Origin of the sequence: Paenibacillus zeisoli (assembly GCF_003994465.1) — a bacterium.
GTDB classification, from domain to species: Bacteria; Bacillota; Bacilli; order Paenibacillales; family Paenibacillaceae; genus Fontibacillus; species Fontibacillus zeisoli.
The window spans coordinates 466,101-483,951 of sequence record NZ_RZNX01000003.1 but is presented as its reverse complement, the minus strand read 5'-3'; the positions used below and the strand labels follow the sequence as shown (position 1 = coordinate 483,951).

The 17,851-nt window shown below is 48.2% G+C and carries 16 protein-coding genes and 1 tRNA gene; 14 read left to right on the top strand and 3 right to left on the bottom strand.

Annotation, left to right across the window (positions count from 1 at the left end; genetic code table 11):
* Nucleotides 1–7 precede the first annotated feature (7 nt).
* The 3 genes from EJP77_RS11165 to EJP77_RS11155 all read left to right on the top strand — a co-directional run bounded on the left by EJP77_RS11165 (nucleotide 8) and on the right by EJP77_RS11155 (nucleotide 3,696).
* On the top strand, nucleotides 8–1,015 hold the full coding sequence (locus tag EJP77_RS11165) for a polyamine ABC transporter substrate-binding protein (protein ID WP_127199376.1): 1,008 nt from the start codon (nucleotides 8–10) through the stop codon (nucleotides 1,013–1,015).
* Nucleotides 1,016–1,652: 637 nt separating this feature from the next.
* On the top strand, nucleotides 1,653–2,288 hold the full coding sequence (locus EJP77_RS11160; RefSeq protein ID WP_127199303.1) for a GDSL-type esterase/lipase family protein: 636 nt from the start codon (nucleotides 1,653–1,655) through the stop codon (nucleotides 2,286–2,288).
* Nucleotides 2,289–2,607: 319 nt separating this feature from the next.
* Entirely contained in the window at nucleotides 2,608–3,696 is a 1,089-nt protein-coding gene (locus tag EJP77_RS11155) for a PdaC/SigV domain-containing protein (RefSeq protein ID WP_127199302.1), read from the top strand.
* Between the two features lie 72 nt (nucleotides 3,697–3,768).
* On the opposite strand, the gene clpP is transcribed toward EJP77_RS11155, so the two are convergent.
* Nucleotides 3,769–4,365, bottom strand: coding sequence for an ATP-dependent Clp endopeptidase proteolytic subunit ClpP (gene clpP, locus EJP77_RS11150; protein ID WP_127199301.1), 597 nt, complete (start codon nucleotides 4,363–4,365; stop codon nucleotides 3,769–3,771).
* 313 nt (nucleotides 4,366–4,678) lie between these two features.
* Nucleotides 4,679–4,753: transfer RNA gene (locus tag EJP77_RS11145), tRNA-Arg, on the bottom strand.
* A gap of 318 nt (nucleotides 4,754–5,071) precedes the next feature.
* Here EJP77_RS11145 and EJP77_RS11140 point away from each other — a divergent pair.
* The 6 genes from EJP77_RS11140 to eno all read left to right on the top strand — a co-directional run bounded on the left by EJP77_RS11140 (nucleotide 5,072) and on the right by eno (nucleotide 12,306).
* On the top strand, nucleotides 5,072–6,118 hold the full coding sequence (locus tag EJP77_RS11140; protein ID WP_127199300.1) for a sugar-binding transcriptional regulator: 1,047 nt from the start codon (nucleotides 5,072–5,074) through the stop codon (nucleotides 6,116–6,118).
* 92 nt (nucleotides 6,119–6,210) lie between these two features.
* Nucleotides 6,211–7,221: a type I glyceraldehyde-3-phosphate dehydrogenase gene (gene gap / locus EJP77_RS11135; RefSeq protein WP_127199299.1), complete on the top strand. Its 1,011-nt coding sequence runs from the start codon at nucleotides 6,211–6,213 to the stop codon at nucleotides 7,219–7,221.
* A gap of 193 nt (nucleotides 7,222–7,414) precedes the next feature.
* On the top strand, nucleotides 7,415–8,596 hold the full coding sequence (locus EJP77_RS11130; protein ID WP_127199298.1) for a phosphoglycerate kinase: 1,182 nt from the start codon (nucleotides 7,415–7,417) through the stop codon (nucleotides 8,594–8,596).
* Between the two features lie 86 nt (nucleotides 8,597–8,682).
* Nucleotides 8,683–9,435, top strand: coding sequence for a triose-phosphate isomerase (gene tpiA, locus EJP77_RS11125; protein WP_127199297.1), 753 nt, complete (start codon nucleotides 8,683–8,685; stop codon nucleotides 9,433–9,435).
* 1 nt (nucleotide 9,436) lies between these two features.
* The gene (gene gpmI, locus EJP77_RS11120) at nucleotides 9,437–10,987 is read left to right on the top strand and encodes a 2,3-bisphosphoglycerate-independent phosphoglycerate mutase (RefSeq protein WP_127199296.1); all 1,551 of its coding nucleotides are present in this window, start codon (nucleotides 9,437–9,439) and stop codon (nucleotides 10,985–10,987) included.
* Nucleotides 10,988–11,016: 29 nt separating this feature from the next.
* A complete protein-coding gene (gene eno / locus EJP77_RS11115) occupies nucleotides 11,017–12,306 on the top strand; it encodes a phosphopyruvate hydratase (protein ID WP_127199295.1) in 1,290 nt (429 codons plus the stop codon).
* Between the two features lie 93 nt (nucleotides 12,307–12,399).
* Here the strand turns inward: eno and EJP77_RS11110 are convergent, their stop codons facing one another.
* Entirely contained in the window at nucleotides 12,400–12,678 is a 279-nt protein-coding gene (locus EJP77_RS11110) for a TfoX/Sxy family protein (protein WP_127199375.1), read from the bottom strand.
* Nucleotides 12,679–12,848: 170 nt separating this feature from the next.
* Here EJP77_RS11110 and EJP77_RS11105 point away from each other — a divergent pair, with 170 nt between their 5' ends.
* The 5 genes from EJP77_RS11105 to smpB all read left to right on the top strand — a co-directional run bounded on the left by EJP77_RS11105 (nucleotide 12,849) and on the right by smpB (nucleotide 17,788).
* Nucleotides 12,849–13,298 (top strand): OsmC family protein, encoded by a 450-nt coding sequence (locus tag EJP77_RS11105; RefSeq protein ID WP_127199294.1) that lies wholly within the window; start codon nucleotides 12,849–12,851, stop codon nucleotides 13,296–13,298.
* 125 nt (nucleotides 13,299–13,423) lie between these two features.
* Nucleotides 13,424–13,657 carry a preprotein translocase subunit SecG gene (gene secG, locus EJP77_RS11100; RefSeq protein ID WP_127199293.1) on the top strand — a complete coding sequence of 78 codons (234 nt, stop codon included), beginning with the start codon at nucleotides 13,424–13,426 and terminating at the stop codon, nucleotides 13,655–13,657.
* Between the two features lie 246 nt (nucleotides 13,658–13,903).
* Entirely contained in the window at nucleotides 13,904–16,576 is a 2,673-nt protein-coding gene (rnr, locus tag EJP77_RS11095; protein WP_127199292.1) for a ribonuclease R, read from the top strand.
* 141 nt (nucleotides 16,577–16,717) lie between these two features.
* The gene (locus tag EJP77_RS11090) at nucleotides 16,718–17,149 is read left to right on the top strand and encodes an SRPBCC family protein (RefSeq protein ID WP_127199291.1); all 432 of its coding nucleotides are present in this window, start codon (nucleotides 16,718–16,720) and stop codon (nucleotides 17,147–17,149) included.
* Between the two features lie 159 nt (nucleotides 17,150–17,308).
* Nucleotides 17,309–17,788 (top strand): SsrA-binding protein SmpB, encoded by a 480-nt coding sequence (smpB, locus tag EJP77_RS11085; protein ID WP_127199290.1) that lies wholly within the window; start codon nucleotides 17,309–17,311, stop codon nucleotides 17,786–17,788.
* Nucleotides 17,789–17,851: the final 63 nt, after the last annotated feature.

Here is a 17,851-nt window from a genome sequence, read left to right as displayed (position 1 = left end):
GACCGCGATGCTTGTCGTATTATCGCTGTCCGGCTGCGGTTCCAAGAAGGAAACGCTGAACATTTACAGCTGGGCCGATAACTTCGACCCTCAGGTGCTTAAGGATTTCGAAGACAAATACAATGTGAAGATTAACTATGATAACTTTGCCAATAATGAAGACCTGCTGGCCAAGATCAAGGCAGGCGGAGGCGGGTATGACCTGATTCAGCCGTCAGATTACATGGTTGCCACCATGATTAAGGAGAATCTGCTTGCACCGCTGAATATGGCGAATATTCCGAATTTTGCGAACCTTACCGAGACGCTGAAGAACCCTCCTTTTGATCCGGGTAATAAGTATTCAATTGCTTATATGTCCGGAGTTACCGGCATTGCTTACAACAAGAAATATGTGACGGAGCCGATCACCAGCTGGGCGGATCTATGGAACCCTAAATATAAAGGGAAGGTCCTACTGCTGGATGATAATCGTGAAGTGATCGGAATGTCTCTCAAAAAGAACGGTTGGTCCAACAGCTCCACTGACGAGACTCAGATTAAGACCGCAGTAGATGACCTGAAGAAGCTGCTGCCAAGCGTGCTTGCCTTCGATACCGACACCATCAAGCAGAAGATGATCCAGGAAGAAGGCTGGATCGGAACCATGTGGTCCGGGGACGCTTCCTTTGTAGCGAAGGAGAACAAGGATATTGCTTATGTGGTTCCTAAGGAAGGCGGGACCATCTTCGCCGATAACTATGCGATTCCCAAGGACTCCAAGAATCAGGAGCTGGCTGAGAAGTTCATCAACTATATGATGGATCCGAAAGTCAGTGCGAAGAACTACGAGTCGATCGGCTATAGTGATCCGAACACGAAGGCTATGGAATTCCACAGCGAGGCATACAGAAATGACAAAATGATTAACCTGTCCGAGGGTGAAATGAAGCTTACGGAATGGCTGAAGGATGTAGGAGATACCCTTCAGGTGTATGACCGTTACTGGACAGAACTCAAGAGCGGCCGTGAATAGCAAATAAACAGGATTCTCTATACAGCATTAATGGCGTCATGGATTTCATATCCGTGGCGCCATTTCTTGTTTTCTGTCCAGTGCCGCCTTCTTCAAGCGGCTTGCCCATTGATTCCTCGTCATATTCGTTTCCAGCAGCATAACGGTTAACGCGGTATTGATGATGCGGGCAGGTGAATTCGGGGGATGTCGTCCTGCAAGTCATACTGGCAAGGATAGTTGGTCATTCTTATTTTATGGCACATAAAGAAGCTTCGCTTTATTTGAAATTGGTTGAGGCTACTTCCATTTTAACAAGCGAGGTTTCTTTTGTTTGAATTTGAAAGGTAAACCCAAACGGAGCAGGTCGAATGATTCTGGAGAAGCGCCAGCGGCCGCCTTTGTTCGGGGATTCCCGCCTTATTAGACTCCATTCAAGGAATCCCCGAACAATAGCGGTTGGAAGAACATTCGATTGCGCAGTGCGCAGTTTACCAATGTAGTTTCCTATATTGAAACGAGGAACTAATCTAACTTCATTTAGATGAGAAAGCGAGAGCTCTTACCTGTGTCCGCGAATGTAACCGATGGACACCTCCCCGTTGCCCGCCGCAGCCTGGGTACATAAGATGAACCATATCTATTGGAGGGGATTCGGGTGAGTTATATATATACGGCGATAGGAGATTCCTTGACGACGGGATTTGGGGCTTTGCCGGGAAATGGCTTTGTTCCTGCCTACCGTAGAATGGCGGAGGACCGGCTTAGAGCACCAATTTATCTGCACAATCTGGGTGTTAATGGACTTGACTCCGAGGGACTTGAACAGCGGCTAAGATACAACTCGATCTTTCGGCAGTCGATTAGGGAAGCGGATTTAATTACGCTGTCGATTGGAGGAAATGACCTGATTCATGCGGCCAAAGAGATTAGGAGGAATCCTAGTGGGGAAGCCCAAATCCTGAATCAGTCGCTCACCGTCTGCAAGTCCAACTTTGGAAGTATTGTGCGTTCGATCTACGACATCAAAGGAAGCAGCCGGAGCCCTTATATTGTGAGGGTAGTTGGCCTCTACAACCCTTACCCTCAGATTAGGGAAGCGAACGCATGGGTGTATTCATTTAACCGCTATGCTGCCCAATATTCGAACGGGGTATATGGGTTCGCTGATATTTTTCCAGCTTTTGCAGAGCGTGGTCGTGAACTCCTCTCCCTCGACCAGGTTCATCCTAATGGCAGAGGCTACCGCGTAATCGCAGAGCAGCTGAACCGATTGGGGTACGGGCTGCTATAGAGATTGGGAATTAACGTCCTTAAAGGGCATCCTAAACCGTGTATAAGGTAGAAGATGCCTTTTCTGCTGTCTTCATTTATGAAGGTGCTTGAAAAATTACATACTGTTTAAGAAAATGTTACAGGCTGCGCTGGAAAGAAAAGAAAGTGTAATGGGCATTGTTACCTTCTGGTTACCAAGTTTAACTATAATAATAAGGGTAATATTCCCAAGTATACTTATATAAGCTGTAGTGGCAGCAAAATCGGAAGAATTTGATACGGCTGAATGGTGTGTAGATCAATTGTTCAATTTATATAATTCTGAAAGGAGCATTAATATGAATCGTAGTACGAAATGGAGTGCTGGTCTCCTGGCGGGAGCCCTCTTAATAGGAGGAGCAGCGCTTCCTGCTGGAACCGGATATGCGGCAAATTCCAGCTTGGTGGCCAAGAAGGCTGAAGCAGCGCAGGTACAGGTGGGTTTGAAATGGAAGGGTGCTTTGTCATCGCAGCATGGAATTCTTAGCAGCGGGCGTGTATATGTTCCGGTAACTTTTCTCCGTGACGTCGTAGGAATTAAACTTTCTTATGATGCGGCTTCGCACATTTACAGCCTGGGAGACGGATACCGGAAGCTGAATCTGGCAGTCTCCAAGTATGGGGTTGATCCAAACGTTAACGGATATTATCTAAGTGAGGGTTATCGTGGGAAATTGATCAAGGGCCATATCTATGTCCCATATAAATTACTTAATGACTACCTTGGATACCAATCCAACTGGGATGCCAAAGCCAAACAGCTGTCCATAGGTCCGCGCACAGAGAATGCAGTCACAATAAAGAATGTTAGTCTAGACAAGACCTTTAAGGGAGCTTCAACCAAGCTAATCTATCCTCAGGTTAGCGGCCTAGCTAACGAGGCGGCTCAGAAATCAATCAATGCGGCTCTTCAAGCCTCGATGGACCGGTTCGTTGCCCAAGCAGAAAAGGACCTGAAGGATCGTTCCGCCCAGGACCGCGAGTATGAGTATGACAGTACCTATGTAGTTACTTTTAACGAGAAAGGCGTCCTGAGTCTGGTTCTGGCTCAAAGCTCTTATACAGGCGGGGCGCATGGCTTTACTTTAACGGAAGGCCACACCTTCTCGCTGAAAGATGGCAAGGAGCTTGGACTTAGTGATCTGTTAAAAAGCAATCCCGGCTACAAAAAGCAGCTAAATGCCGATCTGGCCAAGAAGCTGAAGGCGAATCCGGGTTATCTCGGCGGGTTCAACGGTCTGACTTCGGACCGGAACTTCTATATAAAGCCGAACACTCTGACCATCTACTTCCTACCTTATGAATACACGGCTTATGCTGCGGGTACGATGGAGTATGATTATGGGTTTGATCAACTGCTGCCTAAAGGTGCGAATCCATTTAAATAAATAATCAGATGGTAATAAAAAAGCCCCTGCTTCGCTAAACTGCGAAGCAGGGGCTTGCTAATTTCAGAAGTCTTAGACGCCTTGAGGGCCGGTCTTCTCGATAACCTTATCGACAATGCCGTAATCCTTGGCTTCAGCGGCGGTCATGAAATAGTCGCGGTCAGTATCTTTCTCGATACGTTCCAGCGGCTGTCCTGTGCGTTCAGCCAGAATCTTATTCAGGGAATCGCGCATCTTGAGAATACGGCGGGCACGGATTTCAATATCCGTTGCTTGCCCTTCTGCTCCACCCAGCGGCTGGTGGATCATAATTTCACTGTTAGGAAGCGCAAAACGCTTGCCTTTCTCTCCCGCATTCAGCAGGAATGCACCCATCGAAGCCGCCATACCTACACAGATGGTAGATACATCGGATTTGATAAATTGCATGGTATCATAAATGGCCATACCGGCAGTAATCGATCCGCCTGGGCTGTTGATGTATAAGTGAATATCTTTACCCGGGTCTTCGGCATCAAGGAACAGCATCTGCGCAATAATGGAGTTGGCAACCACGTCATTTACCTGAGTGCCGAGGAAAATAATACGGTCTTTAAGAAGTCTCGAGTAGATGTCATAAGCACGCTCACCGCGATTGCTTTGTTCGACAACCATAGGGATATAACTCATTAGAAAACCCTCCTTAAATGTGTGTGTGACACAATAATCAGAAACATAATTCCGTCCCTTACATCATTGACCAAAATCCTGAAGTCAAATCAGGGGAGGACAAGCCATCTTGACTTATGTAAGAAAGGTGTCCGGGAAACGTTTCTTACTATGAATGAACTAATAAGATCAGCTATACCGCTGTTAGTTCTATCCATAATAACCACATCATAAACAATTTCAAACATAAAGTCAAAGAAAGTCAAACTAATTATAAAAAAAAGGCCCACTTTAGTGCGGCTTTGGTTAAAGCTATATTAGGTGCTGGCAAAAATGGCGCGCCCGCGAGGAATTGAACCTCGATCTCAGGCTTCGGAGGCCTACGTCATATCCATTGGACCACGGGCGCATAATCAGAGTAGCAAAAATGATTATATGTTATCCCATGTTAAATTGCAAGCTTAACTTATCATAACAATTCCTTATTATAATAGAATCTGGATACTATTTGAATGCGCCGTACGCTAATTCTTCCGTCTTTCTTAACGAGCACACGGATTTTTGAATAAAGAGGACAAGCATGGCAAAATATACGTTAGTCAGACTTGCAACCTGAGGTAGAATTAGGTAGAATGTAAGTGGGACTTAAAAAGTTAACCCGGGACGTTTTAAGGCCAACAAAGTTTGATGAAGATGAGATAGATGAAAGTCAACCAGGAGTGAAAGCATGCGAAACATATTGGAAATCCAAAAGCAGCTTTTGCCTGATCTCATGGATATTCTCAAGAAAAGATATACCATTCTTCATCAGATCAAGCTTGCTGGAGTGATTGGGCGCAGAACCTTGGCCGCATCTTTGGATATGACTGAACGTGTGCTGCGTGCTGAGACAGACCTTTTGAAAGCGCAAGGGCTGATTGAAATTGAGAATATGGGCATGACAATCAGCGAATCGGGCATACGCCTCCTTGAACTTTTGGAGCCACTTGTCAAAGAGCTGCTTGGTCTGGCTGCTTTGGAGGAGAGAATCCGCAAGGGCTACGGTCTCCGCAAAGTTATTGTTGTGCCGGGAGATTGGGACGTATCTTCAGATACCAAGCAGGAGCTTGGGCGTGCCGGAGCTAAAGCGCTCCTTAGCGTAATGGAAGAGAGGGATGTTGTTGCCGTTACAGGCGGAACTACACTCGCTTCGATTGCGGAGAAGCTGACGATGCCGGTGAATGCGCCCCTTAAGGACAGCTGGTTCGTACCTGCACGGGGAGGACTCGGCGAAAGCCTAGAGATCCAAGCCAATACCATTGCTTCTGGAATGGCGAAGCGTGTGGGTGCCGGTTACAGGCTGCTGCATGTACCTGATCTGCTTGGTGAAGAGGCTTATCACTCTCTTGTAAATGATCCAAATACCCAAGAAATTGTAACCTTGATTCGTAAAGCAAGGATTGTCGTACATGGCATCGGAGATGCTATGGAAATGGCACATCGGCGCAAGCTGGACCCCGCTATGCTCCAGGAGCTTAGGAATGAGGGGGCGCTAGCTGAATCATTTGGCTACTATTTTGATCAAGAAGGCAAGGTTGTACACAAAATGCTGACGCTTGGACTGAGGCTTGAAGATATCATTTCTACTGAAGTGGTAATCGGAGTCGCAGGTGGCAAGAGCAAAGCGAAGGCCATTCATGCCGTGCTGCGGTTCGGTCATGAGGATATTCTGGTGACAGACGAGGCAGCAGCGAATGAAATTGTTGCTTTACTGGAACAGGAGAAGAAGGCCTGATTACTTAATAGTGAAGACTAATATGTGTTACTCATGGCGGTTAATTACCGTCTTGAATAAATAAAAAACGAAATTTTGGGAGGAACTATTCAATGAGTGTAAAAGTTGGTATTAATGGATTTGGTCGTATCGGACGTCTTGCTTTCCGTCGTATTCAGAACGTGGAAGGTATTGAAGTAGTTGCAATCAATGACCTTACAGATGCTAAAATGTTGGCTCATTTGTTGAAATATGATACAACTCAAGGCAGATTCAACGGCGATGTTGAAGTTCATGACGGTTTCTTCAAAGTTAACGGCAAAGAAGTTAAAGTTCTTGCTAACCGTAACCCTGAAGAATTGCCATGGGGCGAGCTTGGCGTTGACATCGTTCTTGAATGTACTGGTTTCTTCACTGCTAAAGAGAAAGCAGAACTTCACCTTAAAGGCGGCGCTAAGAAAGTAGTTATCTCCGCTCCAGCTACAGGCGACATGAAGACTATCGTATACAACGTTAACCACGAAACTCTTGATGGTTCCGAAACTGTAATTTCCGGTGCATCTTGCACAACGAACTGCTTGGCTCCTATGGCTAAAACTTTGAACGACAAGTTCGGTATCGTTGAAGGCTTGATGACTACTATTCATGCTTACACTGGCGACCAGAACACTTTGGATGCTCCGCATGCTAAAGGCGACTTCAGACGCGCTCGTGCAGCTGCTGAGAACATCATTCCTAACACAACTGGTGCTGCTAAAGCTATCGGTCTGGTTATTCCTGATCTGCAAGGCAAACTTGACGGTGCAGCTCAACGTGTTCCAGTTGCAACTGGTTCTTTGACTGAGCTTGTAACTGTTCTTGACAAAAAAGTAACTGTAGACGAAGTTAACGCAGCTATGAAAGCCGCTTCCGATCCAGAAACTTATGGCTACACTGAAGATGAAATCGTATCTTCCGATATCGTAGGTATCACTTACGGTTCCCTGTTCGATGCTACACAGACTAAAGTTATGACTGTTGGCGACAAGCAGCTCGTTAAAACTGTAGCTTGGTATGACAACGAAATGTCCTACACTGCTCAATTGGTTCGTACTTTGGAGTTCTTTGCCAAGAAAGCTCAATAATATCCGCACAACTCAAATGTAATTCCAAAGAGGAGCAACCTGAACCTAAGGACTCCTCTTTGGTTCATGCTAATTTATCCTATACTTATTACGATTTTAGATAAATATATAGAGACAAACACCTGCTTAAGAGACACATATACCCAGTGATTGAGTGGATATCCAGCTAAGAACATTTAGGAGGAACATGGAGATGACCAAGAAAAGTGTACGTGACGTAGAAGTAACCGGAAAACGCGTGTTTGTGCGTGTAGATTTCAATGTGCCGCTCGAGAACGGCAAGATCACAGATGATACTCGTATTCGGGAGACTCTTCCGACGATTAAGTTTCTGATCGAGAACGGAGCTAAAGTAATTCTGGCGAGCCACCTGGGCCGTCCAAAGGGTGAGTTTGTGGATGCCCTTCGCCTTACTCCAGCTGCAGAGCGTTTGTCCGAGCTGCTTGGCAAACCGGTAGCTAAAGCTGACGAAGCTGTAGGTGAAGCCGTTAAAGCCAAAGTGGATGCTTTGAATAATGGCGATGTGCTTGTACTTGAGAACGTTCGTTTTTACCCAGGTGAGGAAAAGAACGATCCTGAACTGGCCAAACAGTTCGCTGAGCTGGCAGACCTGTTCGTGAACGATGCATTTGGCGCGGCTCACCGTGCACATGCTTCCACTGAAGGTATCGCGCATCTAATCCCAGCAGTATCCGGTCTTCTGATGGAGAAAGAATTGTCTGTACTGGGCAAAGCCCTTTCCAATCCAGAGCGTCCTTTCACTGCCATCATCGGCGGATCTAAGGTTAAGGATAAGATCGATGTTATCGACAACCTTCTAAATATTGCCGACAATGTATTGATCGGTGGCGGGTTGACCTACACCTTCTTCAAGGCACAAGGTTATGAAATTGGACAATCCCTTCTTGATAAAGATAAACTTGATGTAGCTCTTGGTTTCATTGAGAAAGCGAAGAAGCTGGGCAAGAACTTCATGCTTCCAGTGGACATTGTGATCTCTGATGACTTCAGTGCAGATGCCAACACGGACATCGTTAGCATCGATGGTATTCCTGCTGACTGGGAAGGCATTGACATTGGACCGAAGACTCGTGAGCTTTATGCTGACGTAATCAAGAAATCCAAGCTGGTAGTGTGGAACGGACCCATGGGCGTGTTCGAAATCGAGCCATTCTCCCATGGTACACGTGAAGTGGCTGAAGCATGTGCGGCTACAGAAGGCTACACGATCATTGGTGGTGGCGATTCCGCAGCAGCAGCTGAGAAGTTCCACCTGGCTGACAAAATGGATCATATCTCTACTGGTGGCGGCGCTTCCCTTGAATTCATGGAAGGTAAGAAGCTCCCAGGTGTAGAAGCATTGAACGATAAGTAATAGGTAATACAATATGGATTGAACTAAAGAAACGAATGTATGAACAAGGTCTTTAGTTCGATCCGTACAACAAAGGAGTGAGCCTTTTGAGAACACCGATTATTGCAGGGAACTGGAAAATGTTCAAAACCGTTTCCGAAGCAAAAACTTTCTTCGAAGACATCAAAGGTAAGGCAGAAGTAGAAGGTGTGGAAAGCGTAATCTGCGCACCTTTCACCAACCTTCCGGCTTTGGTGGAAGCCGCTAAAGGGACTTCAATCAAGATCGGCGCCCAGAATCTTCATTTCGAAGATGAAGGAGCCTTCACTGGCGAAATCAGCGGAGGAATGCTGAAAGAGCTAGGCGTAGATTACGTAATTATCGGTCATTCCGAGCGCCGCGCTTATTTCGGTGAAACCGATGAGATCGTGAACAAGAAAGTCCATGCTGCATTCAAACACGGCATTACTCCGATCCCTTGCGTGGGTGAGAAGCTTGAAGAACGTGAAGCAGGACAGACTAAAGACGTTGTGAAAGTACAAACCGAAGCAGCTCTTAAAGGTCTTAGTGCAGAGCAAGCAGTTCAAGTAGTTATTGCATACGAGCCAATCTGGGCTATCGGAACAGGTAAATCCTCTACTTCCCAAGATGCGAATGAGGTTACTTCTTACATTCGCTCTATTGTTGCGGATCTGTATGATGAGTCTGTTGCATCCAAAGTGCGCATTCAATACGGCGGCAGCGTGAAGCCTGAGAACGTGAAGGAATATCTTGGACAAAGTGATATCGACGGAGCGCTCGTGGGCGGTGCAAGCTTGCAGCCTGCTTCTTATATCGCACTTGTCGAGGGGGCAAAGTAAGATGTCAGCACCCAGACCTGTAGCACTGATCATCATGGACGGATTCGGTCTTCGCGGAACAGATGAAGGCAACGCGGTTGCACAGGCGAACAAACCGAATTATGACAGATACCTGAAGATGTACCCGAACACCACGCTGACTGCTTGCGGTGAGGCTGTGGGTCTGCCTGAAGGGCAAATGGGGAACTCTGAGGTAGGTCATCTCAACATTGGTGCAGGCCGGATCGTATATCAGGATCTGACCCGTATCGACAAGTCGATCCGTGAAGGTGATTTCTTTACGAATAAGACCTTGGTTGAAGCTGTACAATACGCGAAGACGAACGGCAAGAAGCTTCACTTGTACGGTTTGTTGTCCGACGGCGGTGTACACAGCCATATTGATCATTTGTTCGCTATGCTGGATCTTGCCAAGAAGGAAGATTTGCATGAAGTGTATATCCATGCGTTCCTGGATGGCCGCGACGTGGCTCCAGACAGCGCGAAGGGATTCCTGCAGAAGTTGGTCGCCAAGATCGAAGAAGTGGGCGTAGGCAAAATCGCTACGGTTCAAGGCCGCTATTATGCCATGGACCGTGACAAACGCTGGGAGCGGGTAGAGAAATCCTATCGCGCTATCGTGTATGGCGATGGCCCTAAGTACACCGATCCGATTCAAGCGGTAACCGAATCTTATGAGAAGTCCGTGTTTGACGAATTCGTAGAACCTACTGTCATTGTAGATGGCGCGGGTAACCCGGTAGGACTTGTAGAATCCGGAGACTCCGTAGTCTTCCTGAACTTCCGTCCTGACCGTGCAATTCAGCTGTCCCAGGTGTTCACGAACCTGGATTTCCAAGGCTTCGACCGTGGACCTAACTTCCCGATCGGCCTGCACTTTGTATGTCTGACCCTATTCAGCGAAACGGTTGGCGGATATGTAGCCTATGAACCGAAGAACCTGGATAATACGTTAGGCGAGGTGCTTGTACAGCAAGGCAAGACTCAGCTTCGTATTGCTGAGACGGAGAAGTATCCGCACGTAACCTTCTTCTTCAGCGGTGGACGCGATGTTCAGCTTGAGGGCGAGACTCGCGTGCTAATCAATTCCCCTAAGGTTGCTACCTATGACCTGAAGCCGGAAATGAGCGCTTATGAAGTGGCAGAAGCTGCTGTGAAGGAGATCGAATCGGATAAGCATGATGCCATTATCCTGAATTTTGCCAACCCGGATATGGTAGGTCACTCCGGTATGCTAGAGCCGACAATCAAAGCGGTTGAAGTTACGGATGAGTGTGTAGGCAAAGTCGTTGATGCTGTACTCGCCAAAGGCGGGGTCACTATTATTATTGCTGACCACGGCAATGCGGATATGGTATATGATGAGAATGGGCGTCCATTCACCGCGCACACCACTAACCCGGTTCCGTTCATCTTGACTTCGGAAGATGTGATTCTGCGTGAAAGCGGCATTCTTGCCGATGTAGCTCCGACAATTCTGGATCTGATGGGTCTTCCGCAGCCTGCGGAGATGACAGGTCAATCCATGATTGCCAGCCGTAAGAACAAATAAATAATTCATATAACAAAGGAGACTTTAACATGACAATTATTTCTGACGTATATGCACGCGAAGTCCTTGACTCCCGCGGTAACCCGACTGTAGAAGTTGAAGTATATCTTGAATCCGGCGCTATTGGCCGTGCGATCGTACCTTCCGGTGCATCCACTGGTGCTCACGAAGCTGTAGAGCTTCGCGATGGCGACAAATCCCGTTACCTGGGTAAAGGCGTTCTGAAAGCTGTTGAGAACGTGAACGAAATCATCGCTCCAGAAGTAATCGGTATGGACGCTTTGGACCAACTGGGTATCGACAAATTGATGATCAGCCTTGATGGTACTGAGAACAAAGGTAAGCTTGGTGCGAACGCAATCCTGGCTGTATCCATGGCTGTTGCTCGTGCTGCTGCTGATGCTCTTGATCTGCCGCTGTATGTATACCTTGGCGGATTCAACGCTAAACAGCTTCCAGTTCCTATGATGAACATCGTTAATGGTGGTGCTCATGCGGACAACAACGTTGACGTACAAGAGTTCATGGTTCTTCCAGTAGGCGCTCCTAATTTCAAAGAAGCTCTTCGTACAGGTGCTGAAATCTTCCACAGCCTGAAGTCTGTTCTTGGCAGCAAAGGCCTGAGCACAGCTGTTGGTGACGAAGGCGGATTCGCTCCTAACTTCTCTTCCAACGAAGAAGCATTGTCCACAATCATCGAAGCCATCGAGAAAGCTGGTTACAAACCAGGTGTTGACGTATTCCTGGGTATGGACGTAGCTTCCACTGAGTTCTTCAAGAACGGTAAATATGAACTTGAAGGCGAAGGCAAATCTTACACTTCCGCTGAGTTCGTAGACCTTCTTGCTTCTTGGGTTGATAAATACCCAATCATCACTATCGAAGATGGCTGCTCCGAAGACGACTGGGAAGGTTGGAAACTTCTTACCCAGAAGCTGGGAGACAAAATCCAATTGGTTGGTGACGACTTGTTCGTAACGAACACTGAGCGTCTGGCTAAAGGTATCGAAGAGAACATCGGTAACTCCATCCTGATCAAAGTGAACCAAATCGGTACTTTGACTGAAACTTTCGACGCTATCGAGCTTGCAAAACGTAATGGCTACACAGCTGTAATCTCCCACCGTTCCGGTGAGTCCGAAGACAGCACAATCGCGGATATCGCAGTAGCTACAAATGCCGGCCAAATCAAAACAGGTGCGCCTTCCCGTACTGACCGTATTGCGAAATACAACCAATTGCTACGCATCGAAGACCAATTGGGTGAACTTGCTCAATACAACGGCTTGAAATCTTTCTACAACTTAAAAAATAAATAAGAAGTAAGACACCCTCTTACTTCCGAATATCACAAAAGACCTCAGGGCCGATACCGGCTGACTGAGGTCTTTTGTCTGTGTAATTTTGTACTATTATGTAATGGCGCATGCTGTTATTTGGTTAAGTATCTTGAATTCCTGGATAAGCTCTCGCTGCGTACTCTTGGGCAGCTGGTGCGATCGAACGCCTTGTACTGCACCCTCAAGAGCATAAAGCATATGAAGGCAGGCTGAGCTGTCCTGCTCGTGAATACGGGCGTAAGCTTCCCGGCTGCCTAGTTCTATAAGCTGAAGTGGAGTCTTGATGCCGCTGGCGATTAGCTTGGCTTCAAGTACTTGACCGATATTGGGCAGATCAGATAACTTGGACATGGGTCTAGATTCTGTTAAGGGAATTGCTTTGAAATTACTCATTAAATCACCTCCTGAAATACACTAACAATTTCCATATTATTATAGTGGAATACCACAGGGCTTGAGGTGACATGATTCACAGCGAAATAGATCATTTAACCAGAGCAGACATTAGAGGAGGAGATCATATGAAGCATACGTTTCAACTGAAAGGGATTTGGAATGGTGGACGGAATAGTGAAGGCGTAATTGAAGCAGGCAATCTGAACACGGTGATCTCCATTCCACAGGGCATGGGCGGTCCGGGCGTGGGAACCAACCCGGATGAAATGCTGCTTGGCGCAGCGGCCACCTGTTACTTGATTACCCTGGCTGCCATGCTGGAACGGGCTGGGATTGATACTGAAAGCCTGACTCAGACCTCTGAAGGTATTGTGGATGTGACGAACAACATTTTTACCTATGAGAAGATCATTCACAGGCCTCGTATCATTCTGAAAGCTGGCAGCGGGGAGAAGGAAGTAGAGAAAGCACGCCGGCTGGCTGAAGCAGCTGAGGGCTCCTGTATGATCTCACGGGCGGTAGCAGGAAATGTGGAGCTTACAACGGAACCTGATGTACATGTAGCAGCGAAGTAAAGTGCAGGTGTGCTGCTGATCTGTGGTTGTGTTCGGCAATCAGCTATGGTAAACTATAAATGCTGTTTATGTGTACATATTAATCAATTCTCATAGATGGTGATCACGCTTAGGAGGTGGATTGAATGGATATCTTTTTGAAAGTGCTGCTCATTATTTTTTCCATCGGTTTGATTACAGTTGTTCTTTTGCAAAAGGGAAAGAGCGCGGGTCTTTCCGGTGCCATCTCCGGGGGCGCTGAGCACCTTTTCGGTAAAGCTAAGGCACGCGGTATGGAACTGGTTCTGGAACGCTTGACTGTGGTTATGGCTGCCGGATTCTTTATTTTGTCAGTCGTCGTTGCCGTTGTTCTTAAGTAGGAACTACTTAATTTGCTGACAATGATAAGGTCCTCGTTTTCTTTGACGAAAACGGGGGCTTTTTTGCGTATTTTTATGTGTTCAGGGTAATCTAACAGTATATTCACCCTCCGCGGTGAAGGAGAATGGCCGATTTTGCAGGAAACGGATGCAGTCGGTTGATTTCGTGTATACTAGGGTATATACAAGAAGGGTAATTTAGGAAGATTACGACAGCTTGTGTACAAGCCATCCCGAGGTGAAACGATGATAACGGAATCAGATTTATTAAATTTTATGCGGGAGACCGCCTATAAACCCATGACCTATCAGGAACTGGAGAAGCATTTCGGCATAGAGAGTGCTGCAGATTTCAAGGAGTTCCTCAAGCTTCTGAATCAGCTCGAGGGAGAAGGGAAGATCCTCCTGACCGAGACCAACCGCTATGGTGTACCGGAGCGGATGAGTCTGCTGCGCGGCCGTCTTCAGGTGCATGCCAAAGGGTTCGCTTTTCTGATTCCAGAGAACCGGGAACATCCCGATGTATATATTCACGCCAATGATCTGAAGAGCGCGATGAATGGAGATATCGTTCTTGGGCGGGTAACGTCCAAGAGCAGTGGAGGCGGCAAGCTCGAGGGTGAGGTTGTCCGTATTGTTCAGCGTGCGGTAACCCAAGTCGTTGGTGTGTTTCAGAATAATGAAGTATACGGTTTTGTTATTGCGGATGATAAGCGGATTAATAAGGATATTTTCATTCCGAAAGGCTCGTTCAACGGGGCGGCGGACGGAGAGAAGGTTGTAGTTCGCATCGTTCGTTATCCGGAAGGACGCTCGGCGGCCGAAGGTGAGATTATAGAAATATTGGGTCACAAGGATGACCCCGGCGTGGATATTTTGTCGATTATCCGCAAGCATCAGCTGCCGGAGAACTTCCCTGAGGAAGTGCTGGCAGAAGCGCTGGATGCGCCAGATGTCATTGAAGAGGAAGAGATTCGCAAGCAGAACCGACGCGACCTCCGCGATAAGATTATCGTGACGATTGACGGGGAAGATGCGAAGGATCTGGATGATGCGGTGAACGTGGAGAAGCTGCCTAACGGACATTTCCGATTAGGTGTTCATATCGCGGATGTAGGCTATTATGTGAGAGAGAATTCCAAGCTGGATCAGGAAGCCTATAACCGGGGATGCAGTGTCTATTTGGTGGATCGTGTGATTCCGATGCTTCCGCACCGGCTGTCTAACGGAATCTGCAGCTTGAATCCGAAGGTAGACCGGTTCACACTCTCGTGTGAGATGGAATTTAACGAACAGATGAGAGTCGTCAAGCACGATATCTTCACTAGTGTGATTCGCACGAAAGAGCGGATGACTTACACGAATGTACGCAAAATTTTGCAGAATGAAGACCCTGAGGTTACGGAGCGCTACAGCGATCTGGTGCAGAACTTCAAGGATATGCAGGAGCTCGCGCTGAGACTGCGCGGGAACCGGATCCGGCGCGGGGCTGTGGACTTCGACTTCGAGGAATCCAAGGTGATCGTGGACGAGACCGGTAAAGCGGTAGACATTGTCAAGCGGGAACGCTCGATTGCGGAGCAGATTATCGAGGAATTCATGCTTGCCGCAAATGAGACGGTTGCTGAGCATTTCCACTGGCTGAAGGTCCCTTTCCTCTACCGGATTCATGAGGACCCGGATCAGGAGAAGCTGCAGAACTTCATGGCGTTCATTTCGAATTTCGGATACTCGGTTAAGGGTAAAGGGAATACGGTGCATCCACGTGCTCTCCAGACTCTCCTGGAGGACATTAAGGGGACGAAGGAACAGACAGTTATCAGTACGATGATGCTCCGCTCTATGAAGCAGGCGAAGTATGACTCCGAGAGCACCGGGCACTTTGGTCTGGCTGCGGAGTTCTACTCCCACTTCACCTCGCCAATCCGTCGGTATCCTGACCTTGTCATCCACCGGATTATCCGCGAAGTGGTAGAGGGCGGCGGAGCCCTTACCCAAGCGCGTCAGGAATATCTGGCCAGCCGGATGCAGGACATTGCACAGCAGTCCTCCGAACGTGAGCGGGTTGCAGTTGAGGCCGAGCGGGATACCGAGGCGCTGAAGAAGGCGGAGTTCATGCTGGACAAGGTGGGCGAAGAGTTCCCGGGTATTATCAGCAGTGTGACGAGCTTCGGCATGTTCATTGAGCTTGAGAACACCGTAGAAGGTCTAATTCGCCTGAGCGCGATGACGGATGATTACTATAACTTCCACGAGCAGCATATGGCGCTGATCGGGGAGCGCACCTCGAAGATCTACCGCATCGGTGATGAGGTGAAAATCCGCGTGGTGCGGGTCAACATGGACGACCATACCATCGACTTCGAGATGGTCGATATGAAGCCGCGCCGCGAGGGCGGTAGACCGCGCGGTGAAGGCTTTGGCGGCGGCCGCGGTGGCAAGGCCGGCGGCAGGGATGACCGCGGCGGCGGCTTCGGCGGCCGCGGAGGTAATGGCCGCGGCAAGGATAAGAGCCGCGGCGGCAAAGGTGGCTCCGGCGAAGGCTTCGGAGCCGGTGAGGGCGTTACCGCTGCGCGCGGCAAGCGCCGCGGCGGGGATTCGGCTTCCGCGCAAGGCGGGAAGCCGGGCAAGCGTGGCGCGTCCGGCGTAGGCCCGGACGCGAACGCCGCCCCAGCCCGAAGCTTCGGCTTCGGTTCGGGCAAGGGCGGCTACAGCGGCGGCTCGTCTGCGGGAGCGACGGGCCAAGGCGGCTCGCGGCGCAAGCATACGACCGCGAGCGGGATCTTTACCCCCGGCGGCAGTGAGGCCGGGGGCGAGGGCGGCGCACCTAGGCGCAAGAAGCGCAAGGGCAAGAAGAACGGCAAGAGCAAAGGTGAGGCGAACAATGCAACGGCCGCTTTTGTGAGGAAGAAGAAGTAATAAGGCTTAGCTAGTTTTAACCGTCAGGGTTTGCTTGTCCAGCCCTGGCGGTTTTGTTATTTTATGACTAGGTGACGAGTATGAGTGCTTTTCTACTATTAGGGCAGCAACAACTTAAGTGCAGAGAAGGGAAGGTAGAGCATGAACAATCTAACAAAGATGAAAATATCCAAGCCTGTTCAGGAGGTGTTTAAAGCCTTCGTTGATTCTTCTAAGATCGGGAACTTCTGGTTCTCCTCCAGCTCTGCTGATTGGGAGCAGGGTACGGCGATCACCTTGAGATATGATGAGTATGATGCTCAGGCGGATATCGTAGTGAAGGAAATCGAGTTGAATCGAAAGATTGTATTTAATTGGGGTACCAATGGGAAAGGGCGCCCGGTAACGATTACCCTGAATCCTACTGATCATGGTGAGTGTATTATTAAAATTATTGAAGAAGGTTTTGACGTTAGTGATCCAGATATGATCCCTCAAATGTTAGACAACAAAGAGGGCTGGGTCTATATGCTGACTTGCTTGAAGGGATATTTGGAATACGGTGTTAATTTGAGAGCGGCATTGGTGAAATAAGTAGAGTATTCTGCGGAATCCTGCACTGATACATCGCGGCTTGATTTTGGCTTGGCAGATTTGATACAATGATTTAACCTGTATGTATTCTGCAAGAGAGCAGGCTTGTGCTTCGCAGGAGCGTTAAGGGATTCTTAGTACGTTTGAAGGAGTGAGAACATGGGTAAGAAAAGTGACGGGAAGGTTCTGGCCCAGAACAAAAAAGCTTCCCATGACTACTTCATCGAAGATACGTTTGAAGCAGGCATGGTGCTGACGGGAACGGAGATCAAATCCATCCGGAATGCCCGTGTCAATATTGGGGATGCTTTTGCCACCATTCGGAACGGTGAAATCCACATTCACAACATGCATATCAGTCCGTTTGAGCAGGGCAACCGGAGCAATCCAACAGACCCGACGCGAACACGTAAGCTGCTGATGCATAAAGCCCAGATTCATAAGCTGTTAGGTCTATCCAAGCAGGAAGGCTTCTCGATCGTGCCGCTGAAGATCTATATCCGCAACGGTTACGCGAAGCTTCTGATCGGTCTTGGTAAAGGTAAGAAGCAGTACGACAAGCGTGATACTGCTGCCAAGAAAGATGCTCAGCGCGATATCCAGCGTGCTCTTCGTGAGAGACAGAAAGTGGCTCGTTAAGAGCTTTAGCTTTAGTCTGGAGTCCGGGGCCTCAGTACCGAACAGGGGATTTCAAAAGGTTAA